Origin of the sequence: Ruegeria sp. HKCCA4633 (assembly GCF_013034605.1) — a bacterium.
In the GTDB taxonomy this organism is placed as follows: domain Bacteria; phylum Pseudomonadota; class Alphaproteobacteria; order Rhodobacterales; family Rhodobacteraceae; genus Ruegeria.
In genome coordinates this window covers 23018-44197 of record NZ_WQGJ01000016.1, presented here as the reverse complement: position 1 = coordinate 44197, position 21180 = coordinate 23018, and the positions used below count along the sequence as shown (strand labels likewise).

Genomic DNA, 21180 nt, shown 5'->3' with positions numbered 1-21180 from the left:
AACCGGGGTCAATATTGGATGCCGATAGGGGGTCAATGTTCAATGCCGATTGACATGCCAGATCGAACATCGTCGCCGACATCCAGCTCCGACTTCAATACGACCCCATGGCCTGCAATCGCCCAATCGCGGATGAGTGAACCATCATTGACTATTCGATTTCCTTTTACTGATACGCGCTGGGCATTTGGTCCTGATCCAAACTCCCAAACGTTGTCGATCATGTCGCCAAACCTCATGACCAAGCAGTTGTAGTTTAATAGATCTTCTGGTTTTTCAGGCGTTCCAAATGAGGTTAGGTAACTAGGGGATGCACATACGAACCGTTGGTAGCTTCCTAGATTTCGCAATCTGAACGAGCTGTCTGTGATGTTGCCGAAGCGAACGGCGAGGTCAAAACCCTGGCCTACAAGGTCGACGTAGCCGTCTGAGAGGGACAGTTCGATTGAGATGGCAGGGTTCTCTTGGGTGAATTCGGCAATAACCTTGGAAACAATGCTCCGTCCCAAGTCAATCGGCGCGCTTATTCTGCATTGCCATCGAATCTGGCCCGATGGTCTCGAGTACGCAGGGATCGATATCATTCGCCTGGATGCTGAAGGAAAGGTTGTCGAGCACTGGGATGTTCTTCAGGAAGTTCCAGCAAACAGTGAGAATGACAATGGCATGTTTTGACGTAATCCTTAGGACAGCGGTGCATGGAACTTCGAAAGGTCTTGTCGGCTGAACCACGAAAGCTTAAGGGCATAAGTCTGATCCAAGAAACCCGTCGAAGCGTATCTATCAAGAACCTTTAAGCAAGGAGATAAATATGCTCCCGAAGAGTATTCTTGCGGCGACCTTTGGATTATTTGCAGCCACTTCGCTTCAGGCTGGTGTACAAATTCGCTTTATAGAAGGCGCACCCAAAGACCGTTTTGTTCTGACAAACGTCGGAGCTTGCGAAGTAGAAGCCTCGACCGTCAAAATTGACTTGTCGCAATCTGCCGGACGTTTGATTTTCGACGTTACCGAAAAGGGTGCGGGTGTAGAGGTCTTCCAACCGCTTGAATTCGTTGAGGGTGCGGATGCCTTGCGACAAATTCCCGCGGTCGTGGACGGGCAAGATGCAATTGAACTTGAGATCGCCTCCCTCGCAGCCGGGGACAAACTCTCCTTTACCATTGATGTCGATGACACTATCGGGCAACGCGAAATCACCGTAACAGGGTCAGAGATCGAAGGCGCCACGGTGTCATTTACCGATGAGGGTGAGACCAGTACTGCGATCTTCTCTTCCGAAGCATTTGTTAAAGTGACGACCAAGGACTGCTGAAAGCTATCCTACAATGTCGAACTGGTTGATCCGCATAGCATTCCTTGCGCTTGTGGTGGGCGGCGGCATCCTGATTGGGACACTGACTGCACCTGACGAATGGTACGCGCAGCTTTCTAAACCGGCTTTCAATCCACCAAATTGGATATTTGGCCTGGTCTGGACTGTGCTTTATGTATTGATTGCCATGGTCGGTTGGCGTCAGTTCGAAACAGACCGAAGCTCGACCGCAATGAATCTTTGGTGGGCGCAGATGGGTCTTAACTTTTTGTGGTCTCCAACCTTTTTCGTTCTGCAGCTGCCGTGGTTTGCCCTTGTGGTTATTGTTGCGTTGTTGGCTGTCATCGCCACGTTCATTGCTCGGGTCAGGCACTCTGATCGTGTCTCCGCGCTGGCCTTCCTGCCGTACTTCGCATGGGTTGCATTTGCCACGGCGCTGAACCTTTCAATTGCGCTACTGAACTGAGAAGGAACAATATGCGAGCCAACTTCATTGGACTTGTTTCAGGTCTTGTTATCATCGGATGCACAATGGCTCAGGCTGATGGAAAACTGACTGAAGACTTCTCCAAGTCTCCGGAGACGCGTTGGGACTACGTTGCCGACACGGTGATGGGAGGAGTTTCTTCAGGGCACGTGCAGTTTCGTTCGGAAGGTGATGTTGCATTCGCACGGTTGACCGGAACCGTGAGTACAGAAAATAACGGGGGCTTCATCCAGTTCCGACGCAAGTTGTCTGATCGACCGGATGATGGTGTATCAGGTGTCAGGTTATTGGTGCGGGGGAACGGCGAACATTACTTTGTTCACCTCAGAACGCGTGGCACAGTGCTACCGTGGCAATACTATCAGGCCGAGTTCGCAACTTCTGACGATTGGACCGAAGTTCATTTACCTCTGTCAGGTTTCAAGGCTTCAGGTGCCATGTTGCGTGCTACTCCCATTGCTGACGAAATCACTTCAGTTGGAGTTGTAGCCTACGGGCACGATCACGAGGCCCGCGTAGATGTCAGCGAGATTGGTTTCTACTGAAGGTCAGGTTCCTAGTTTCACCTCGGATGCCAGCCATTGTGAAACTTGAGGTTGTCTTGTCTCAGGACGTTGATTTCGCGAAAACCTCGGCCATCCAATCAAGGCTGGTGGTTTTGACGCAACCTCAATTCAAACGTACTCTACCAGCAGCCAAGCGCAAACGAGGACCATGTCTGATCCTGAACACAGAAATGACTCTGCCGTGGACGCCCGCTACGGGGGGCTGCCGGTTCTCCTTCGGATCGGCTGGCCATATTGCTTTTGAAATGCCCTGCGCAGCCCCGAGCCTGAAGAAAAGCCGCAGCGCAGGGCGATTTCCTCGATGCTCAGCCGGGTGTGTGTGCTCAGATCACGCGCACGTGTCAGGCGCATGGCCTGGTAGTGCCGTCCAGGGGACACTCCGAGTTCTTGGTGGAACAGGCGCGCCAGACTGCGTTCAGACATGTTGGCGCAGGCCGCAAGCTCGGCCAGAGGCAGGGGTTTTTCCAGCGTGTCAGCCATCCTGGCGGACAGCATACGCAGCTTCTCGGAGCCGAAGGCGCGGAGCCCATGCAGCGCGGAGCCGGAAAGTTGCGCAGTTGTGTTGTCCTGCAGGAACATGGCCGGCGCCTCTTGCGCAGCGGCGGCCCCGAAGTGGCCAGTAATAAATTCCAGAATCAGATCAAGCGCGGTTGCCGCACTGCCACAGGTCCAAAACCGCCCATCTTGCACAAACCGGTCAGGTGATACCGCAGTGGCCAGAAAGCTTTCAGAAAACTCGTCAAAGAGCTGCCAGTGAATGGTTGCCCGTCGACCGTTAAGCAACCCCAAGGTTGCCATCAGCCATGCGCCAGTGTCTGCTCCGATCACCACTCCTGACCGCAGCAGAGGGCGCAGCTGCCGTGAGAGTTGTTTTTCTGCGGCCTCTTTGCGGAAGTCATCCCCGCCTACGATTAGCGTCAGGTTGGCCGCTTCCATGTGTTTAAGGCAGTCGTCTGGCGCAACCCGAATGCCGCTTGAGCTGGTCACAGGCGCGTCATTCACCGTCAGAATTGTCCACCGGATGTCTGCCCCACCGCTGTCGCGCACAACACGCAGAGGTTCCAGCAGGCAGGCGAGGACGATGTTAGAGAACCGCTCCGACAAAAGAACTGTGATGGTGAGTGGAGCCATCTTGGCAGAATCCGCGCGTTTTTTGGCAATATTGGTTCGGCGGCTTCGGAAACGCAATCGTAACGTCAGTTCAGTGCTAGAAGCCCGACAAGGAGATAGGTTGATATGACGACACGGCCCCTTGACCACATCCGTGTGCTTGATTTTGGCCAATATCTGGCTGGTCCCTTGGTCGGCATGATGTTGGCCGATATGGGGGCTGACGTGATCCGCATCGACCCGCCCGGTGGGCCGCGGCTGAAGGACCCCGCCACCGACATGCTGTCGCGGGGGAAAACTGCGGTGACTTTGGATCTGAAAACCGAGGCGGACCTGAGGACGGCACGCGAACTGGTCGCGCGCGCTGATGTGGTGATCGAAAACTTCCGACCCGGTGTGATGGAGCGGTTGGGTCTGGAGCCTGAGGCACTGCGCGAAATCAACCCGCGCATCGTGTCGCTGTCCTTGCCAGGCTTCGCCTCGACAGACCCGGCTCTGGCAGATCTGCCAGCCTGGGAGGCCGTAATCGCTGCGCGTACTGGGCAGTTCACTGATATGGGCCTGAACCGGCGATTGATGGGGATCAACCCGTCCTTTACTCCGCTGACGCTTGCTTCGGCTTATGGGGCGGCATTCGGCGCAATGGCGGTTCAATTTGCGCTGCTTGCCCGGAACCGCAATGGAGGAGAGCACATTGAGGTTCCGCTGGCCTCTTCGCTGCTGGAGGGGTTGGTCTATAACTGTGAACAGATCGAGGATTACCCCGAACGTTACAAATCCCCGCGTGAGTTAGAGCTTGACCGGCGTGCGGCCGAAGGTCTGTCCATGGACCTCAGCTTTGGTGAGCTGGAAGAGTTCCTGGATCCGTTCTACCGCACTTATACCTGCGCGGACGGGCGTGGGTTCTATGTCGTGGCGGGCAGCGTCAAAACACATCCACGTCGGGTGTTGGAGACGCTGGGCCTGAAAGAACTGGCGGATGAGTTGCCTGATTTCGATGCTTATCTGGATACGGTGGACTGGCCGGATGACTGGTCCCTGCGCAACTACCCCGTTGGCGACCGGGACCGGGCGCGCGTGTCAGCAGCCATGAAGGCTGCGTTTCTGACCAAGCCCTCGCAAGAATGGGAGGTCCTGTTTGGCGCGGCCAAGGCGCCAGCCACGGCGCAACGATTTACCAGGGAATGGCTGGCGGATCCTCATGCGCTGGCCTCAGGTTTGGTGCTGGAGGTCGACGACCCGCGCCATGGTGCCATGCGGCAGATGGGGAACGTAGCGTGGTTGGCCGGAGATGAGGGTGCCTTGGTCAAACGTCCGGGGCCGGATTCAGATAGCGCCCCTTTGACCGACATCCTGGCTGAGGCTCCCCGGACGGGAAAAGGCGGCGACAGCGCGGGAGGCTGGCTCGACGGGTTGAAGGTGCTGGACCTGACCAACGTAATCGCCGGTCCGACCATCGGATCGACCCTGGCCCGCTTCGGAGCGCAAGTGACGTCCGTGCAGCCGGTGGAACCTTCGGTTGATCCCTGGAACACTGTCGTTTTCGGTTTGCATGCGCATCGCGGCAAGGAAAGTGTCCTGTTGAACCTGCGCTCAGAGGATGGGCAGGTGGCCTTGCGCAAACTGATCAAGAGATCAGACGTGATCACCATGAACGGCACTGACGAACAGCGCGATGCCTTGGGTTTGGGTGAAACGCAGCTTGCAGCCATCAACCCGCGCCTGATTCTGGTACAGCTTGACGCCTTTGGCGGTCCAGCACGCGGTCCGAAATCTGATCACCTGGGCTACGATGACCTGGCTCAGGCCGCGACCGGGGTCATGGTGCGTTTTGGCGGTGGTATGCAAACGCCTGAAGAACACGCGCACTTCGGAACCATCGACGTATTGACCGGGTTCTGTGCCTGCGTAGCTCTGGGGGCGGCACTTCTGCGGCTTGAAAAGACCGGCAAAGGCGGCATTGCCCGTGCTGCGCTGGCCGGTGCGGGAAATCTAATACAGGCGCAATTGATGTACGATTTTGACGGCCGTGCCCCTTTTGATGAACCTTCAGGACGCGAGGCCTTGGGCTGGGGTCCGTTTTATCACTGCTACCGGGCTGCAGATGATTGGATGTTTTTTGCGGCCCCCACCGAGGAACGAGGCGCGCTGATGCGCGTGCCGGAACTGGCTGACCTGGCCAAGATACCTGAAGAAGAAATGGTTGCAGCACTTTCAGACCGGTTCGCAATTCACGACGCGGCTCACTGGGCGCAGGCTTTTGCCGGAAGTTCTGCCACAGCAATGCCGTTGCGATCGCTGCATGAAACCCGCGATGCGGTTTTGCAGCCTGAGAGTGAGGGGCAAATCGACCTGGCGGGGAATACCTTTAGCGTGATCCGACACAACCAGCATCCGATGGGCCGCTGGTGTGATCTGGTGGCGCCAAATGCGGTTCGTCCTGCGCGCGCGGCGATCGGGATCCCTGGGCCAATGCCCAAATACGGATCCGACACACGTCGGATTCTGAACGAAATCGGCTTCTCTGGCGACCAGATCAAGGCAATGATCACTGCTGGAACAGTAAGCGAAAGCTGGTCCGAAAAATATCTGCCGGAATAGGATGGTGAGATGACACGCTCGGAAAGGCCAGGCCCTGCCACGACGCCCCGCACGCGGGCCAAGGCGCGGCATATCCTGGACAACTATTATATCGGTCCGGCGCGCGACGACGCAGTGCTTGAGATCTGGGGGTATACCGACCGGATGACCTATGCCCCAGGTGACACAGTGACGTTGCGGGTGTCGACCACCGCGGCGCAGTGGAACGTGGAGATGGGACGCGACGGACTGCGTTATGAACCGCTGCTGTCCGAAACCGGGCTAACCGGCGTGCATCAGGACACGCCCGTCGAGTGTTCCGTCAGCGGTTGCGGGTGGAAAGGTTCCTATTACTTCACCATTCCGGAAGGCTGGCGCGAGGGCGGCTATCTGGTCACACTCAGCGCAGAACGCGATGGAGACCGGGTTGAAGAACATCACCTGTTCCTGCTGCGCCGCGCGGCCGAAAGACCCCCGGCGCCGTACCTGCTGGTCTGCGCAACAGGCACTTGGCTGGCCTATAACTGCTGGGGTGGCTCGAACCATTACGAAGGAATCCACGGACCCGAAGGCAATGAATTCTCACCGGTCGTTTCCACCCAGCGCCCGTGGACGCGGGGGTTCTGCAAACTGCCCGAAGGCGCCCCCCGCGCGGTGCCCGAGGCTCCGCATGTGCCCGGCGGCATGGTGCGATATCCCTACATGGAATGGGCCTATGCCTATGGCTATTCCAAGAAATACGCTTCCGCCGGCTGGGCCAGTTACGAACGCCATTTCGCGCGCTGGGCCGAGGCGCAGGGTTTCGAACTGGACTATGCGACCCAACATGACCTCGACGCTGATCCAGAGCTACTCAGCCGCTACAAATGCGTGATTTTCGTGGGTCACGACGAATACTGGTCCGCCAATATGCGTCATGCGGTCGACGCCTATGTTGATGCAGGCGGGCGGGTCGCGCGGTTTGGTGGCAACTTCCTGTGGCAAACCCGGATCGAGGACGAAGGCCGCACCCAGATTTGCTACAAATACAACGCCGAACGCGATCCTCTGATCGGAACCGATCAGGCGCATCTGGTCACGGCGGCGTGGGAGGTGGACCCGGTGAACTGGCCGGGAGCCCAGACTTTCGGCGCAAACGGGCTGAAAGGCGTCTATGCCGGCCTGGGCCGCTGCGTCGGCCAGGGCAGTGGTGGTTTCACGGTCTACCGGCCCGAACATTGGGCGTTCCAGGACACGCAGTTGGGTTATGGCGATCAGCTGGGCGCGGCCTCTCGCATCTTTGGCTACGAAGTCGACGGGGTGGACTACCGGATGGAGGACGGCTTGCCCTTTCCCACCGGCAGCGACGGGGCGGACCCGGCAATCCAGATACTGGCCCTTGGGCTCGCCACCAATGTGGAACCCGCGCATGGGGTGTGGGGCGAAACAGTCTATATCGGCGACGACGACGCGCAGTTCAAAGCGCAGACCGTTTTTGGCGAGATCACACAGGACTCTTTGGACCGTAGCACCCGCGGTAACGGCGTGATCCTGCATTGGGCGCGCGGCGAGGGAGAGATTTTCAACGCCGCCACCTGTGAATGGGTCATGGGCCTCACCCGGCGGGACTGGCAGGTCGAACAGATCACCCGGAACGTGTTGGAGCGGTTCAGGTCCTGAGCCTAAGGCCGAACCATCAACTCTTCCGCCTGACCCGCAACTCAGTCGACGAAGGCCTCGGCCTGCAGTCTGGCGCCAGAATTCACCTGCAGAAATAGCCCCGGTTCGAACTGATCGATTGCGTTCCGACGCCGTCAAGCCGCCACTGGTCAAGGAACTTGTCAATAAAGGGAAAAAGCCGATGGCGATGCCCCGTCTGTAACCCGCCGCCTCCCGAACCATATGGGGTTTGTCAGCACTTAGCCTCGCTCGGCAAAGTCGGTCGGAGCGCCGACCGCGTTCAGCCAGTGACGCCAGGTCGAGCGGTCGCGTTAATGGATGTGCGGAAGCGCCTCTTTCCAGAACGCCTCGCCGATCTGGGCGCCAAGCGCAGCGACCGGGTTGGCCTTGGTGTCAAACAGCGGCTTGGCGTCTTCCAGCGCGGTTATCCGATGGCGCCGCGTTCAGCGCCTGGGTGGCGCGCAAAAAGCTCAGGCTTTCAGCGGCGTCGTGGAAATAGACCAGCGCGCCCAGATAAGAGAGGCCTTTTAGATCGGGCAGCACGTGCGCTCCATAGGTGAGCTTGGCTCAACCACCTGTGTTGAATTAGAATTTATCAAACAAATTCGAACGGGACCTTGTGGTGGGCAGGAAACCCACAGGGAACAGAGCCACATACCGCGGCTTGCGGCGCAGAATCCGGGGTGGGGTCATTTCTGTTCTCTTGGTGAGGCATTGCTCCCGTCCCCACTTGGCTGATGTCAGAGTGCGTTTGAAATGGGATAGAGTCAAAATCGCGACTCCAGAGGTCAGCGACAAAACTCCTGCGAATACAACACCGGCAAAAGAAACAACCAATGGCTTCAAAGAACAAACTTGCAATCGCGTGCCCCGTCGTAGTCACCTAGGGCATGGGTTTTGGAGGATGTCGATGGCGCCGTGGAAATTCGTGGTTTATCTATTCTGCACGGTTGCACTGGTCGCTTGTGCCCCCAAAACACGTACATATGAAAAGACAGTGACGGCTTCGCTGCCAGCGAGTGCAAATACAACTTTGGGACAGGCAGCCAACCGGCTTGGCGACCCCAAAGACGGTCGGTCGGGTGTCAAGCTAATCAGTGATGGGGAAGAAGCGCTTGTCTCTCGGCTGTTGATGGCCGCTGCAGCCGAGCGAACAATTGACGCACAATATTACCTTCTGCACGACGACCCCACGGGCCACCTATTCGCAGCCAGTCTGTTGCAGGCAGCAGATCGGGGTGTTCGTGTCCGGCTTCTGCTGGATGACATGGATACGTCCAGCTATGACGCGATGACCGCCGCTTTGGACAACCACAAGAACATAGAGATCAGGCTGTTCAACCCGTTTTGGAGGGATCAAAGCCTGCTGATTGCAGGGCTGACAGATTTCAAACGCATCAATCGCAGAATGCACAACAAGTCCATGACGGCTGACAACGTGTTTACAATAGTGGGTGGCAGAAACATCGGTGCCGAGTATTTTCTGGCACGGAAGGAAATGAACTACGCAGATTTGGACGTATTGGCAGCAGGTCCTGTTGTAAGTGAGGTCTCCCGCAGTTTCGATGCGTATTGGAACAGCGAGTTCGCCGTTTCTGCGCGTGTGGTCGTTGGTGAACCTGAAGAATTTGATCTTGGTGATGCGCGCCGCATGTTGAATGAACTGGTCGAGAAAGCGAAGCAAACGCAGTACGGCGCGGCCCTCAGAAAGTCAGCAAAAGAGAATTTTGCGGACGGAGCCCTATCATTGGATTGGTTGCCCGCAAAACTGTATGCTGATCCGCCTTCAAAAGCCGCAGGTCTCGAGAACTCAGATCCAATTCTTGCGTCTCAATTGCTTCCGTATTTCGAGAATGCCAGCAGTGAAGTGAATATCGTGTCCGCCTATTTCGTGCCGCGCAACAATGGTGTAAAATGGCTGACCGAACTAGAAAGCCGCGGTGTCGACGTAAAGGTTGTAACCAATTCCCTGGCATCTAACGATGTCGCACCCGTTTATGCGCACTATGCCAAAAAACGCCGAGCACTATTACGCGGTGGAGTAGAACTCTACGAGCTACGGCCTGACGCCTATCAGGTCCAACGCCGCGGTATCAACTGGGCTCAGTCCAGGTCGGGCTTACATTCCAAGGCATTCGCAGTTGATGACCGTTACTTGTTTGTGGGATCGTTCAACTGGGATCCGCGTTCTGTCAACATAAACACGGAAATGGGAATTCTGATAGATTCGCCGACCTTGACCACGCAAACCATGGGTGTTTTGGACGAGGCGCTACCCGCATACACTTATAACGTGACGCTAGAGCAAGCTGGTCAACTAAAATGGACGACAAGAGGAGAGGATGGCAACGTTCTCGAATATCGATCAGAGCCGACGGGGTCGGCCTGGGATCATATAGTCGCCGGATTTCTAAGTATTTTACCAATCGGGTCTCAGCTTTAGTTTTTTTGATAGATACTCTGACGGCTTGCCGACGTAATTGGGGAAGCGGCTGCACTTGAAAAGGTTTTACCGTGAAGGATTTCAACCACTATGCTGGTGAAGCTGGCGAGAGTCATCGGCAAGATGTCGAAGCCAAAAACGAAAGGTGGCGCTTTGCTCTATCCGCTCAGGCAATCGAATTTTCAGAACCTGTATCCTACAAGAACCCCATGTTCTTAAGGATAAAGTCTGTATGGAATGAAACATTCCACGTAATGCCAGCTCCCCAAGGACTGATGAATCTTACGGGGGTGATCCGCGTGAGCGCGAATGAAAGCGTGCCTCGTGACATCATAACAGGCGACGTTTGATGGACATTGTTCTTGTAACAACAGTGGTTGCTTCGCTTTTCGTGGTTATCGGCCTTGCCGAGCCAGTTGCGGCACGCCTTCAAATTCCATACAGCGTCGTTCTTGCGGTTCTAGGCATCATAATTGGTGTTGCCGCGACCTTTTTCCTTCAGACTGATCTGACGGAAGTGATGAACCCGGTGGCGGAAGCAATCCTCGGGTTTCCAATCCGCGCGAATGTGTTTCTTTACATTTTTTTGCCCACGCTACTCTTTCAGGCGACGTTGGGTATGAACTTGCGACGTATGCTGGACGACTGGGTGCCGATACTCGTTCTGGCTATTGTCGCGGTATTTGTGGCGACATTCACCGTTGGGTTTGCTCTTGCGGCAGTTAGTTCCCTTCCTACCGTTGCTTGCCTGCTGCTGGGCGCCATCATTTCAACGACGGACCCATCGGCGGTTGTTAGCATCTTTCGCTCGATTGCCGCCCCGCAAAGACTGGCGCGAATAATCGAAGGCGAGAGCCTTTTGAACGATGCAGCCGCAATCGCCCTATTTGGACTGTTCATAGGATTCGTCATGGTCGGCGCGCCCGACCCGCGACCGCAAGATGCTTTGGTTCAGTTTCCGTTACTTTTGGTTGGGGGGGCTGTGACAGGATGGGTTCTCGCGCGTTCCAGCTTATGGTTGATGAACTTGATTGAAGGTTTCGAGCTCGCTCAAATCTCGATCTCCATTGCCTTACCTTATCTGACATATGTCATTGCAGAGCAGAGTGTCGGCGCGTCGGGTGTAATCGCGGTTGTTGTGTCTGGGATCACATTGAACCTATCTGCGCCCGGCCGACTGACCCCCCAAGCTTGGACAAGCCTCACAGATGTATGGGACGTTCTTGCGCATTGGGCCGGAGCTTTGATCTTCATTTTAGCGGCGCTTTTAATCCCCAAACTGTTAAGCGGTGTTCAGTGGACAGACTTTGTGCTGATCTTGGTTGTGATTGTTGCCGCAGTTGCCGCGCGGGTCTTCATTCTGTTTGGTTTTCTGCCATTTTTGTCACTCGTACGTGTTTCACCACTTGTGGAACGTCCGTTTCGTTACGCAATACTCTGGGGCGGTATGCGAGGTGCGGTGACGCTGGCATTGGCGCTTGCTGTCACCGAGAACAATCAAGTCGCCGCCGAGACGCAACGCGCCGTTGGTATCCTCGCGACGGGTTTCACCCTATTTACCCTGATCGTTCAAGGGCCGACTCTCAGGCCCTTCATACGTCGCCTTGGGCTCGATAAGCTTTCATCAGTAGACGAAGCCTTGTCCCGCCAGGTTGTTGCTGTGTCGCTCCAGACAGTTCGGGAAGATGTGGAAAAAACAACTGCGAGCTACGAACTGAATCCGGAAATCATCAGGTCTGAAGCTGTTCAGTTCGGGCAAAGACTGGAAACAGAGGTTCGCTCGGCCGAAGAGCGCAAAGACATTCTTGACCGGGACCGCGTAACCCTGGGCCTCCTTGCCCTGGCAGGAGCGGAACGAAATTTTGTTCTTAGCCACATGCGCGACAGATCACTTTCTATTCGACTGGCCGAAAAGGCGCTTCTGGATATTGACCGGCTTATTGAAGCAACACGCTTGCAGGGCCGCACGGGATACTTGCGAGCGGCACGTCGCACTGTGGACTACGGACGTTTGTTTCGCATTGCCGCTTTTTTAAACAACAAGCTCCGGCTGCAAACACCACTTGCCCGTGTGACCGCGCACCGTTTTGAAGTCTTGCTTGCACAACGCCTCGTTCTGCGGGACGTTTATCGGTTTTTAGAACGACGCATTCGCCGAATACATGGGCGAAGGGTGACGGACATTCTAAGGGAGCTTGTTGATCGGCGCGCAGAATATGTCGATACAGCTCTTGACGGCCTTCAGCTTCAGTACCCGGGTTTTGCAGAAGAAGTTCAGCGTCGTTTCATTCGCCGAATTGCTCTGCGGCTGGAAGAACGAGAGTACACCGAAATGTTCGATGAAGGGCTCATAGGTGCAGAACTCTATTCCGTACTCTTGAATGATGTTTCCGCGAAACGTGCAAAGGAAGAAGAACGCCCAAGGATCGACATTGCACCGCGGGCCACCGAGCTTGTAAAACAATTGCCCGTATTCTCAGACGTGGATCCCGCGAGGCTTAGAAAGCTCGTCCGCGCTTTGAAGACGCGCTATGTTGAGGCAGGCGAAGTTGTCATCCAAAAAAACGCTCCGGCGCGAAGCGTGTACTTCATTGCGTCAGGAGCAGTTGAATTGGAGATGGGCGGCCAGAGTTGGCGGTTGGGTAGGGGTGAAATTTTTGGGCAAGCTGAATTATTGCTCCGCCAAAAACGCCGCGCCTCCGTCCAAGCGATTGTACCCACGACCTTATTGGTTTTGGATGAAGAAAAATTCCGGAGGCTTGTTAAGCGCAGTAAGGCGTTGCGCGAAGCCGTACTTTCGAGCGCCGCAAACCAAGGTGTCGAACTGGAAAAGCTTCTTGAGCCGAAGTAACGCCCAAGTTTTCGAATTGCACGAAGTCCTAGCTGATGACGCTTGGACAGGTCTCGATAGTTACCTGTCTGCTAAACCCGTGCCGGTGTGCTCATGGCGTTGCTTCATAAATTTTGAGTTCATTGAATAACGGAGTTCACCCACTGCGCTGCGCGAATGGTCAAAGCGCATGAATATCGATCGGATCAGAGAAACCTTTGATCCTGGTGCCACCAAATGTCTGCAACACGTCAGCCCCTTCCAAAAGATCGAAGGTTTCTTGATCAATCAACATCCGGCTTCCGGTTTTCTGCGTTTCTGCTTCCAGGCGCGCAGCAAGGTTTACGGTCGATCCGATACAAGTATACGTCGCCCGGTTGTCTGTCCCGGCATAGCCAGCGACGACTTCGCCAGTCGCTATTCCGATACCGATCTTTAGGTCGCTTTTCTCTTCTGCGCGCCGTTCGAGATTTAACATCTCGATCATGTTGTGCATTTCATGTCCTGCCGCCACTGCACTTTGCGCCGAGTTGGGCAGGGGCTGCGGAACTCCGAAAAGAGCCATCAACCCGTCACCCAGCATCAGGCTGACAATCCCGCCATTGCTGGTAACTGCCTCAAACATCAAGGTGTAAAAGGTGTTGAGCAGGTCAATCGTATCCTCAGGAGCGAGGTTTTCCGACAAGGTCGTAAAGCCGCGAATATCACAAAATAGAACCGAAGCATTGGCGCGCTTACCACCTATGGCAAAGCCAGATTCCTGTAGGTCTTGGGCCACCTCAGTTGTTGCAAAACGCTCTAGCAGTCGCTTTTGTTCGTCCCTGAGTCTTTTCTTTTCAAGGCCGCTGGAGACGCGCGCACTGAGAAGTGTCTTGTTGACTGGTTTCGGCAGGTAGTCTTCGGCACCCAATTCAATGCAGCGTACGACATTGTCGAGTCCCTCAACAGACGACGTCACGATCACTGGCAAATCCCGCAGTTCGGTGTCCGATTTGACAGCTTCAAGAACCTGGAAACCGTCCATTTCCGGCATCTCGATATCCAGCAAAAGCAAGTCAAATGGCTGACCAGACAACATCTCCATCGCCACTCGGCCGTTTTCCGCGACCGATGCTTGATGGCCCAAGAGTTCTACACTGCGAGACAAAAGCAAGCGATTGACCTTGTTGTCGTCGACGATGAGCAAATGACCGGGGGCGTCAGACATCAATCAGGCTCCGTAGGGCAGTAGCTGCAGTGGCGAGGGCGGTCTCTAAAGCGGCAGCTTCTGTTAAGTCTCCGGCTTCGGGCAGTTCTCCCAGTTCGACTTTCCTGGCCAGTTCGGCAAGAGCCGTTGCACCGAACGTGTTGGCGTTCGACTTGATAGAATGTGCAGCACGGCGGTATCGGTCGGCATCGGCTTCGTTCGCGGCCGCTTTCAATTCGCCAATCATACTTGGCGCTTCGTCGAGAAAGGTGTTCACAAGCTCTGCTGCAAACTCTTCGCCTGTGGCGTCCTTTAGCTCCATGAAGATTTCATGATCAATCGGGCTGTCTGTCATGGATCACCTTCTTGTTCTGGGGCAATTTAATAGGGCTTCGATGAGGACAGGCACGCGGATCGGTTTGGTGATATAGTCGTCCATCCCTGCTTCCAGACACATCTCACGGTCGCCCTGCATGGCGTTGGCGGTCATCGCGACTATGCGAGGACGGCTTCCATCCGGATGCGCTTTGTTGATACGGCGAGACGCTTCAAGCCCATCCATCTCGGGCATTTGCACATCCATGAAAACGACATCGTATGTCTGCCGGTTGACGCTTTCGACAGCCTCGGCACCGTTGCTGGCCAAATCAGCGCGATAGCCCATCTGTTCCAGCAGGCGGAGTGCAAGTTTCTGGTTCACCAAATTATCCTCTGCCAGCAAAATTCGCAGTGGATGGCGCGTTGCCATGTCCGGATCGGTTTGGGGTTTGTCCTGTGGTTTTGACGGCTTTACGCGCAGCTTTTCAGTCGCGAACAGTGTGACCAGGGTATCGAACAGGTGGGATTGGCGCAAAGGTTTGGCAAGGTTGGCAGCAAAAAGCCCATCCTCCAAATCTATTTCGCGCGGGCCAAGTGAACTGAAAAGGATTAGTGGCAACCCAGGCTTCTTGGCGCGTATCTGTTTGGCAAGCTCTACCCCATCCATTTCAGGCATATGCATGTCTAGAACTGCTAAATCGAACTCGATGCCTTCTCCAAGTATACTCAGCGCTTCTGACGGAGATGCACACGTCGTGGTCCGGGTGCCCCATTTCTCGGTTTGAAGAGACAGGATTTTGCGATTGGTGGCATTATCGTCGACCATCAAAATGCGTTTGCCTTCAAGTTCAGGCTGAGGGCCGACAAGATTGCGGGAGGACGGCTTAACTGGTTTTGCAGGTTTTGCCTGAATCTTGAAAACAAAGGTGGAACCGTTTCCCTCTCCTTCGCTTTCAGCCCACATGGTCCCTCCCATAAGTTCGGCGAGGCGTTTCGAGATCGCAAGACCCAGACCAGTGCCGCCATATTTGCGGGTCGTTGAACTGTCTGCCTGGCTGAAAGACTGAAATAGGCGGCTCATACCCTTTTTAGATAGGCCGATACCTGTGTCTCGGACTCTAAACGTCAGCTCCAGTGATCCGTTTACCTCGGCAGATTGCTCAACTGACAGAACCACTTCTCCGCTTTCGGTGAATTTCACAGCGTTAGAGAGAAGATTCAGCAAAATTTGCCGCAATCTGGTCAGGTCCGCGCTGATCGCCTGGGGGAGTGAGTCATCGAACTCATAGGCCAAATCGAGTTGTTTCTCGGCAGCCTTGCCGCTGACTAAATCGAGCGCGCTTTCTATACATTCGCGCAGGTCGAACGGATGGTTCTCGATATCCATCTGTCCAGCTTCAATTTTCGAAAAATCGAGGATTTCGTTAATGATACCCAAAAGCGCATCGCCACTATCGCGGATCGTATTCGCATAGTCACTTTGCTCGGCATCCAGCTCTGTGTCCATCAACAGCCCGCTCATCCCGATTACGGCATTCATGGGAGTTCGAATTTCGTGGGACATTGTCGCCAAGAAAGCACTTTTTGCTTCGTTTGCTTCCTCAGCGGCCTTTCGCGCCTCTTCGGCCTCACGGAATAGGCGCACGTTCTCGATGGCAATTACCGCCTGATCCGCAAACGAGTACGCGAGGTCGATTTCATCTTTGGTGAAAGCCCCGGCTGTTTTCCGAGCGAACACCAACACGCCCAGACACGCTTTGCCTTTCATCAGGGGCAGCAACAAAGCGGCGCGAACGCCATGCCGATCATACGTAATCTGTTCGAATGGCGAGAGCTCGATCGTGTCCCAATCGGGCAGATGAAGCATCTTCTTGTGATGAAGAACCTGAGCAGGAAAGCTGGACATCGGATCCGGGTCGATCGGAAAACTTTGGTTGCCTTCAAGGGTGGCAACTCCTTCTGCACTGACCCTTGCCAGAACCTCGAACGTATTATCTTGCGCCGTCATGGCGGCTACCATGTCACAGGAAACCAGCCGTACGCCCGCCTCTGCAATGGCCTCGAAGACAGGTTTGATGTCGTCAGGAGATTGGCTGATCACCCGTAGAATGTCCGCACTCGCAGTCTGACGCGCCAAAGAAGCTTGAGTCTCGTTAAACAAGCGCACGTTTTCCAGCGCGATGATGGCCTGATCTGCAAAAGACTCGGCAATCGACACTTCGTCGTCCGTAAAAACCTTTGACGTCTTTCGAATAAATACCAAGTTGCCGAAACAGTCTTTCCCGCGCATCAAGGGCACCATCAAAGACGATTTAAATCCCTTTTCGCGAAAGATTTTTTTGTCGCGCCGCGGTAATTCGTCGTAGCGCCACTTTGGCATGTTTAGCGTCTTACCACTTTTGATCGACCAGGAAGGTAAATTGTCCTCGGGATCAATCGGCAGCCGATCCGTCCACTTGACTTCTTCCACACCTTGAGGAGTTGCGACAGCGACTTGCCAAATCTCAGTTCTATTGGCTTGAATGGCAATAGCCAGGTCGCAGTCTATCAGCGTCGTTGCCAGTCCGACAATCTTCTCGAATACTGGTTTGGTATCGGTTGGGGATTCAGAAATAGCTCTGAGAACGTCCGCACTTGCTGTTTGGCGGGCAAGTGCAGTTTGCGTGTCATTGAAAAGCTGCGAGTTTTGAATGGCGATTATCGCTTGCGACGCAAAAGTTTCCATCTGCTTGATTTGCTTCTCGTCAAAAGCCGCGGGGGTTCTGCTCCCCATGCTGATGACACCAATTGTGTCGCCGTCACGTATCAACGGTACCGAAAGGACGGATCGATAACCGTCGAGGTTCGACTTCAGAACTGGATCATAATTGGGATCGGCCTGAGTATCTTCGACGTAATCGGCGCGCCCATACAACAGCGCCCGTGCAGTTGCAGATGTTTCCCCCGGTTCAAATGGGTGCATTTTGATAAAGTCGGTGAATGCGTCTGACACGTTGTGGCCAGCAAAGAAATGGTACTTGCCATCTTCAGGTTTCTTCAGCGCCACGAAAGCATCTTGAAGGCGGCAAATACGGGACGAAACGGCAAGCAACGCTTCCAATACCGGCTCTAAGGCGTCCGGAGATCGGGAAATAACTTCGAGTACTTCACTCGTGGCCTTTTGATACTCCAGCGATTCTTCAACTTCTGCCGTGCGCCTTTGCACTTCCTCGAAGAGCTGCGTGTTGTTGATAGCAATCAGGGCCTGGGACGCGAATGTTTCCAGAAGGTTGATCTGTTTGCCGCTAAATGCCGACGCCTGCCTGTGTGCCATAACAATAACACCAAGCGTGCGACCATTTTTGACAAGTGGGACCCCCAATGTAGTAAGGTAATCTCCTATCTCCGCGGCTTCTTTCCACGTGTAAGAGGCATCGTTCCGAGTATCCTCGATATAGACCGTTTCTCCATGCAACGCGGTTCGCCCTATACATGAACCTTCGTCAGGAGCTATTGGGTTGTTTGACAAGAAATCCAGGAACGCGTCGCTTACATTATGGGACACAACCACGCGATAAAGCCCATCGTCGGCATCTCGCATGGCAAAGAACGCATACTCTGGCGAGCAGATGCGCGACGATACCTCCAGGATTGCATCCAACACAGGCGGTAGATCGTTGGGTGACCGGGAGATGACATCAAGCACCTCAGATGTGGCTGTCTGGTACTTCAGTGTCTCTTCAACTTCGGCTGTACGGGCCTGAACTTCTTCGAACAGCTGAGTATTGTTGATCGCGATTACGGCCTGAGCCGCAAAAGTTTCTAAAAGGGCGATTTGCTTTGCATCAAACGGTGCGACTTTGTCGTGGCACAAGACTATCACTCCGACCACAGCTTTGCCCTTGATCAGTGGTACGCCCAGGAGCGAACGGTAATTCCCGATGCGCGCGGCCTCTTTCCATTTGTACTCGTCCGCCTCGGTATCCTTGTAATAGACTGTTTCGCCTCGTGCAGCTGTTTGACCAATGCCGCTCCCGTGTCCTGCTGGCACCGGGTTAGCTTTCATGAATTTCATGAATTCGCTGTCAAAATCGAGCATGATGTCAGTGTGATAAAGGCCGTCTTCGGGATTCAGGAAGGAAATAGCGGCGTATTTTGGTTCGCAGATTCGGCTTGCGACCCTCAGGATTTCTTCGAGCACCGGTCTCAGCTCGTCTGGAGATCGCGAGATGACCGACAACACGTCAGAGGTGGCGGTCTGGTATTCCAAGGCTTGCGTTACTTCGGCTGTCCGATCCTGCACTTCCCGGAACTGGCGGACGTTTTCCATTGCGATTACGGCTTGAGCTGCAAAGGTTTGGACCAGAGCCACATCGTCGTCTGAGAAAGGTGCAACTTCACGACGATAGAGCACGATCACCCCGAGACCGGTGCCGTTCTTCATCAACGGAACCGCCAGAACCGAGCGGGCTCCTTCAATCTCAACCATCTGAACCCGTTTTGGGTCACGATCCCTAAAGTAAAGAGGATCGTCCGCGATGTCGTCCTGGCGAATGACCTCGCCATCGATCATTGGTTTGATCGCAATTAATTCAGTGCGCGTTAGCGGCTCTACAAAGTTTTTGAGCGCTTCGTCAAAATCGGTTCTTGCGCCAATATTGGCCGGGATCGTTGCGAGACCGCGTTCGTGATCAGCGACACATAAAAAGGCCAACGGCGCTTTGCACAAACGGCTGGAGTTTTCGAGAATGCTTTGGAATACAGGTCTTTCGTCATCGCGGCTGCGGCTTATGACTTCGAGGATTTCTCGCGATGCTTTTTCGCGCTCTAGCCGTTCCTGAACCTCTCGAAATTGGCGCGTATTTTCTATCGCTATGACTGCGTGTTTGGCGAACTCTTCGATGAATTGCACGTCGGGATCAGAAAACGGGCGGACCTCGCGGCGGCTAACCGCAATAGCACCGATCGCCTGTTCCCCCTGCATCAAGGGCACAACAACCCGTGACCTGATGCCTTCGATTTCGACCATTGTAACAGCCGTAGGATCACCCGAGCGGTAGAACTCGGTGTCGGCGATGTCCTCGACACGTACAACCTTGCAATTTCGTATCGCCGCCGCTGCCGTGACCGAACCATCAAGAGGCCACTCCTCTCCTAATTCAACGTCGGTTCTATCGTGCCCCCATGCACCGGCCAATTGAATGTGGGTTCCCGCAGCGTTGACCAAAACCAGCGCCGCCTGATCCGCGTCACAGATTTCCGTGGCCTGCTGAAGCACGGCTTCAAAGACTCGTGCGTCATTGTCACGGCTTTTGCTGATGACACTCAGTACCTCCTGTGTCGCCGTTTGCCGTTCCAATTGAGAGCGCAGCTCTTTCATTTGGCGGGTATTGTCGATTGCGATCACAGCCTGCGCCGCAAAGCCTTCGACCAAAGAAATCTCGCTGTCTGTAAAGGGCCGCACTTCCCGACGGTAAATCCCGATGACGCCTACAGGATCACCATCCGCAGACATCAAAGGAACCGTCAGAAACGATCGGACGCCTTCTTCATCAACCAATTGGCGGCGCCAACGATCCCCGTTGATGTAGTGGTCTGTCTGGCGCAAATCGACATTGTGAATGACCCGCGCTTCCCGCACGGCTTCGGCAATCTGTAAATTCGAATCCAAAGACCAACGATCCACGCCGACTTTATATGTGGCCAATTGATCGCCAAAATGGGCCGCATATTCCAGATGGGTTCCCGCCTCATTTACGAGGCTCAATGTAGCTACGTCCGTTTCGCAAAGCCGGGCCGTATTTTCCAAGATCGTCTGAAATACCGGTGCTTCATCATCCCGAGACCGGGTGATCGTCTCCAAAACGTCGCGCGTGGCACCTTCGCGAGCCAATTGGGCCTGCAACTCGCTGAACTGGCGAACATTTTCTATCGCGATGACCGCCTGAGCGGCGAAAGTTTCAACCAGCTGCACCTGATCGTCAGAGTATGGTCTCACTTCGTTCCGTGCCAGCATCAGGCAACCGATTGCGCTGCCACCTACCTTTAACGGGACAAACAGATTGCTCCGGCACCCATGCGTGTCGACAATGAGCTTAAAGCGCTCATCTCCTGATCTATGGAAATCGGTGTCGCCCATGTCGACAACGCGTCTGGTCTCACCGCTGAGAATAGTGTCAGTTACGATCGAGTTGCCCGGCTCCATCGTATACTTGCCGTCGCGCCAGAGCTGTTGGATATCCGGGTGTAGATTGACGCTGGCAACCAGTTTCTGACGCGCATCCCCTTCGCGTCCAAGAACCAGACCAGCAAAAAAGGCATCACAGAGATCTTTTGCCAGTGTTACAATCAGGTCGCATACCGGCTGTACATCATCCTTGGTCTCGGAGATCGCTTGCATAACCCGTGCGGTTGCTTCGAACCGCGCCTGCTGATCATCCGCGCTGAGCCCCACACTGTGCGCAGATGACGACGCTGAACTTCCGGCTTCTTCCGATGTCCTCTTCCCATCCACCTGCGTTCGAGCTCCCGCGCAAACCAATGAAACACACAAGATCGCAGTTTAAAGGGCATACGATAGAAGTCACAGAGTTTCTTTGTGGACAGAATTCAACGCGCTTAAGCCGATGGTTGGTCATCTGGCAATCCAAGCAGCTCTGGTCTGGGGTAACTGGCTGGACGTTCTGAGAGGAAAACAGGCATTTGTT

Annotated in this window: 15 protein-coding genes; 9 read left to right on the top strand and 6 right to left on the bottom strand. The window is 54.7% G+C overall.

Features of this window, described 5'->3' with window-relative positions:
• Positions 1-32: 32 nt before the first annotated feature.
• Positions 33-509, bottom strand: coding sequence for a substrate binding domain-containing protein (locus GOV85_RS21225; protein ID WP_254443011.1), 477 nt, complete (start codon positions 507-509; stop codon positions 33-35).
• Between GOV85_RS21225 and GOV85_RS21220 the strand changes: the two genes are divergently transcribed.
• From GOV85_RS21220 to GOV85_RS21205, 4 genes are all read left to right on the top strand, one after another.
• Entirely contained in the window at positions 496-675 is a 180-nt protein-coding gene (locus GOV85_RS21220) for a hypothetical protein (RefSeq protein ID WP_171181891.1), read from the top strand. The genes GOV85_RS21225 and GOV85_RS21220 overlap by 14 nt on opposite strands.
• A 136-nt stretch (positions 676-811) precedes the next feature.
• Positions 812-1315 (top strand): aggregation factor core, encoded by a 504-nt coding sequence (locus GOV85_RS21215; protein ID WP_171181954.1) that lies wholly within the window; start codon positions 812-814, stop codon positions 1313-1315.
• 13 nt (positions 1316-1328) lie between these two features.
• Positions 1329-1781 (top strand): TspO/MBR family protein, encoded by a 453-nt coding sequence (locus GOV85_RS21210; RefSeq protein WP_171181952.1) that lies wholly within the window; start codon positions 1329-1331, stop codon positions 1779-1781.
• An 11-nt stretch (positions 1782-1792) separates the two neighbouring features.
• Positions 1793-2347 (top strand): CIA30 family protein, encoded by a 555-nt coding sequence (locus tag GOV85_RS21205; protein WP_171181949.1) that lies wholly within the window; start codon positions 1793-1795, stop codon positions 2345-2347.
• Positions 2348-2560: 213 nt separating this feature from the next.
• Here the strand turns inward: GOV85_RS21205 and GOV85_RS21200 are convergent, their stop codons facing one another.
• Positions 2561-3499, bottom strand: coding sequence for a GlxA family transcriptional regulator (locus tag GOV85_RS21200; RefSeq protein WP_171181947.1), 939 nt, complete (start codon positions 3497-3499; stop codon positions 2561-2563).
• 105 nt (positions 3500-3604) lie between these two features.
• Between GOV85_RS21200 and GOV85_RS21195 the strand changes: the two genes are divergently transcribed.
• Together GOV85_RS21195 and GOV85_RS21190 are read left to right on the top strand one after the other, a co-directional pair.
• Positions 3605-6079, top strand: coding sequence for a CoA transferase (locus tag GOV85_RS21195; protein WP_171181945.1), 2475 nt, complete (start codon positions 3605-3607; stop codon positions 6077-6079).
• Between the two features lie 9 nt (positions 6080-6088).
• Positions 6089-7717 carry a N,N-dimethylformamidase beta subunit family domain-containing protein gene (locus GOV85_RS21190; RefSeq protein ID WP_171181943.1) on the top strand — a complete coding sequence of 543 codons (1629 nt, stop codon included), beginning with the start codon at positions 6089-6091 and terminating at the stop codon, positions 7715-7717.
• Positions 7718-8110: 393 nt separating this feature from the next.
• Here GOV85_RS21190 and GOV85_RS21185 read toward each other — a convergent pair whose 3' ends face one another.
• Positions 8111-8260, bottom strand: a complete 150-nt coding sequence (locus tag GOV85_RS21185; RefSeq protein ID WP_171181941.1) for a hypothetical protein — start codon at positions 8258-8260, stop codon at positions 8111-8113.
• Positions 8261-8627: 367 nt separating this feature from the next.
• Between GOV85_RS21185 and GOV85_RS21180 the strand changes: the two genes are divergently transcribed.
• The 3 genes from GOV85_RS21180 to GOV85_RS21170 all read left to right on the top strand — a co-directional run bounded on the left by GOV85_RS21180 (position 8628) and on the right by GOV85_RS21170 (position 13011).
• A complete protein-coding gene (locus GOV85_RS21180) occupies positions 8628-10160 on the top strand; it encodes a phospholipase D family protein (protein WP_171181939.1) in 1533 nt (510 codons plus the stop codon).
• A gap of 71 nt (positions 10161-10231) precedes the next feature.
• The gene (locus GOV85_RS21175) at positions 10232-10510 is read left to right on the top strand and encodes a cupin (RefSeq protein WP_171181937.1); all 279 of its coding nucleotides are present in this window, start codon (positions 10232-10234) and stop codon (positions 10508-10510) included.
• Positions 10510-13011: a cation:proton antiporter gene (locus GOV85_RS21170; protein ID WP_171181935.1), complete on the top strand. Its 2502-nt coding sequence runs from the start codon at positions 10510-10512 to the stop codon at positions 13009-13011. The genes GOV85_RS21175 and GOV85_RS21170 overlap by 1 nt, the downstream gene beginning before the upstream one ends.
• A gap of 160 nt (positions 13012-13171) precedes the next feature.
• Here GOV85_RS21170 and GOV85_RS21165 read toward each other — a convergent pair whose 3' ends face one another.
• Genes GOV85_RS21165 through GOV85_RS21155 form a run of 3 tightly spaced genes read right to left on the bottom strand, consistent with a single transcriptional unit; the run spans position 13172 to position 20987 of the window.
• Positions 13172-14197: an adenylate/guanylate cyclase domain-containing response regulator gene (locus tag GOV85_RS21165; protein WP_171181933.1), complete on the bottom strand. Its 1026-nt coding sequence runs from the start codon at positions 14195-14197 to the stop codon at positions 13172-13174.
• Positions 14190-14531, bottom strand: a complete 342-nt coding sequence (locus GOV85_RS21160; RefSeq protein WP_171181931.1) for an Hpt domain-containing protein — start codon at positions 14529-14531, stop codon at positions 14190-14192. Before GOV85_RS21160 ends, GOV85_RS21165 begins: the two co-directional genes overlap by 8 nt.
• A gap of 3 nt (positions 14532-14534) precedes the next feature.
• Entirely contained in the window at positions 14535-20987 is a 6453-nt protein-coding gene (locus GOV85_RS21155; protein ID WP_171181929.1) for a GAF domain-containing protein, read from the bottom strand.
• Positions 20988-21180 lie beyond the last annotated feature (193 nt).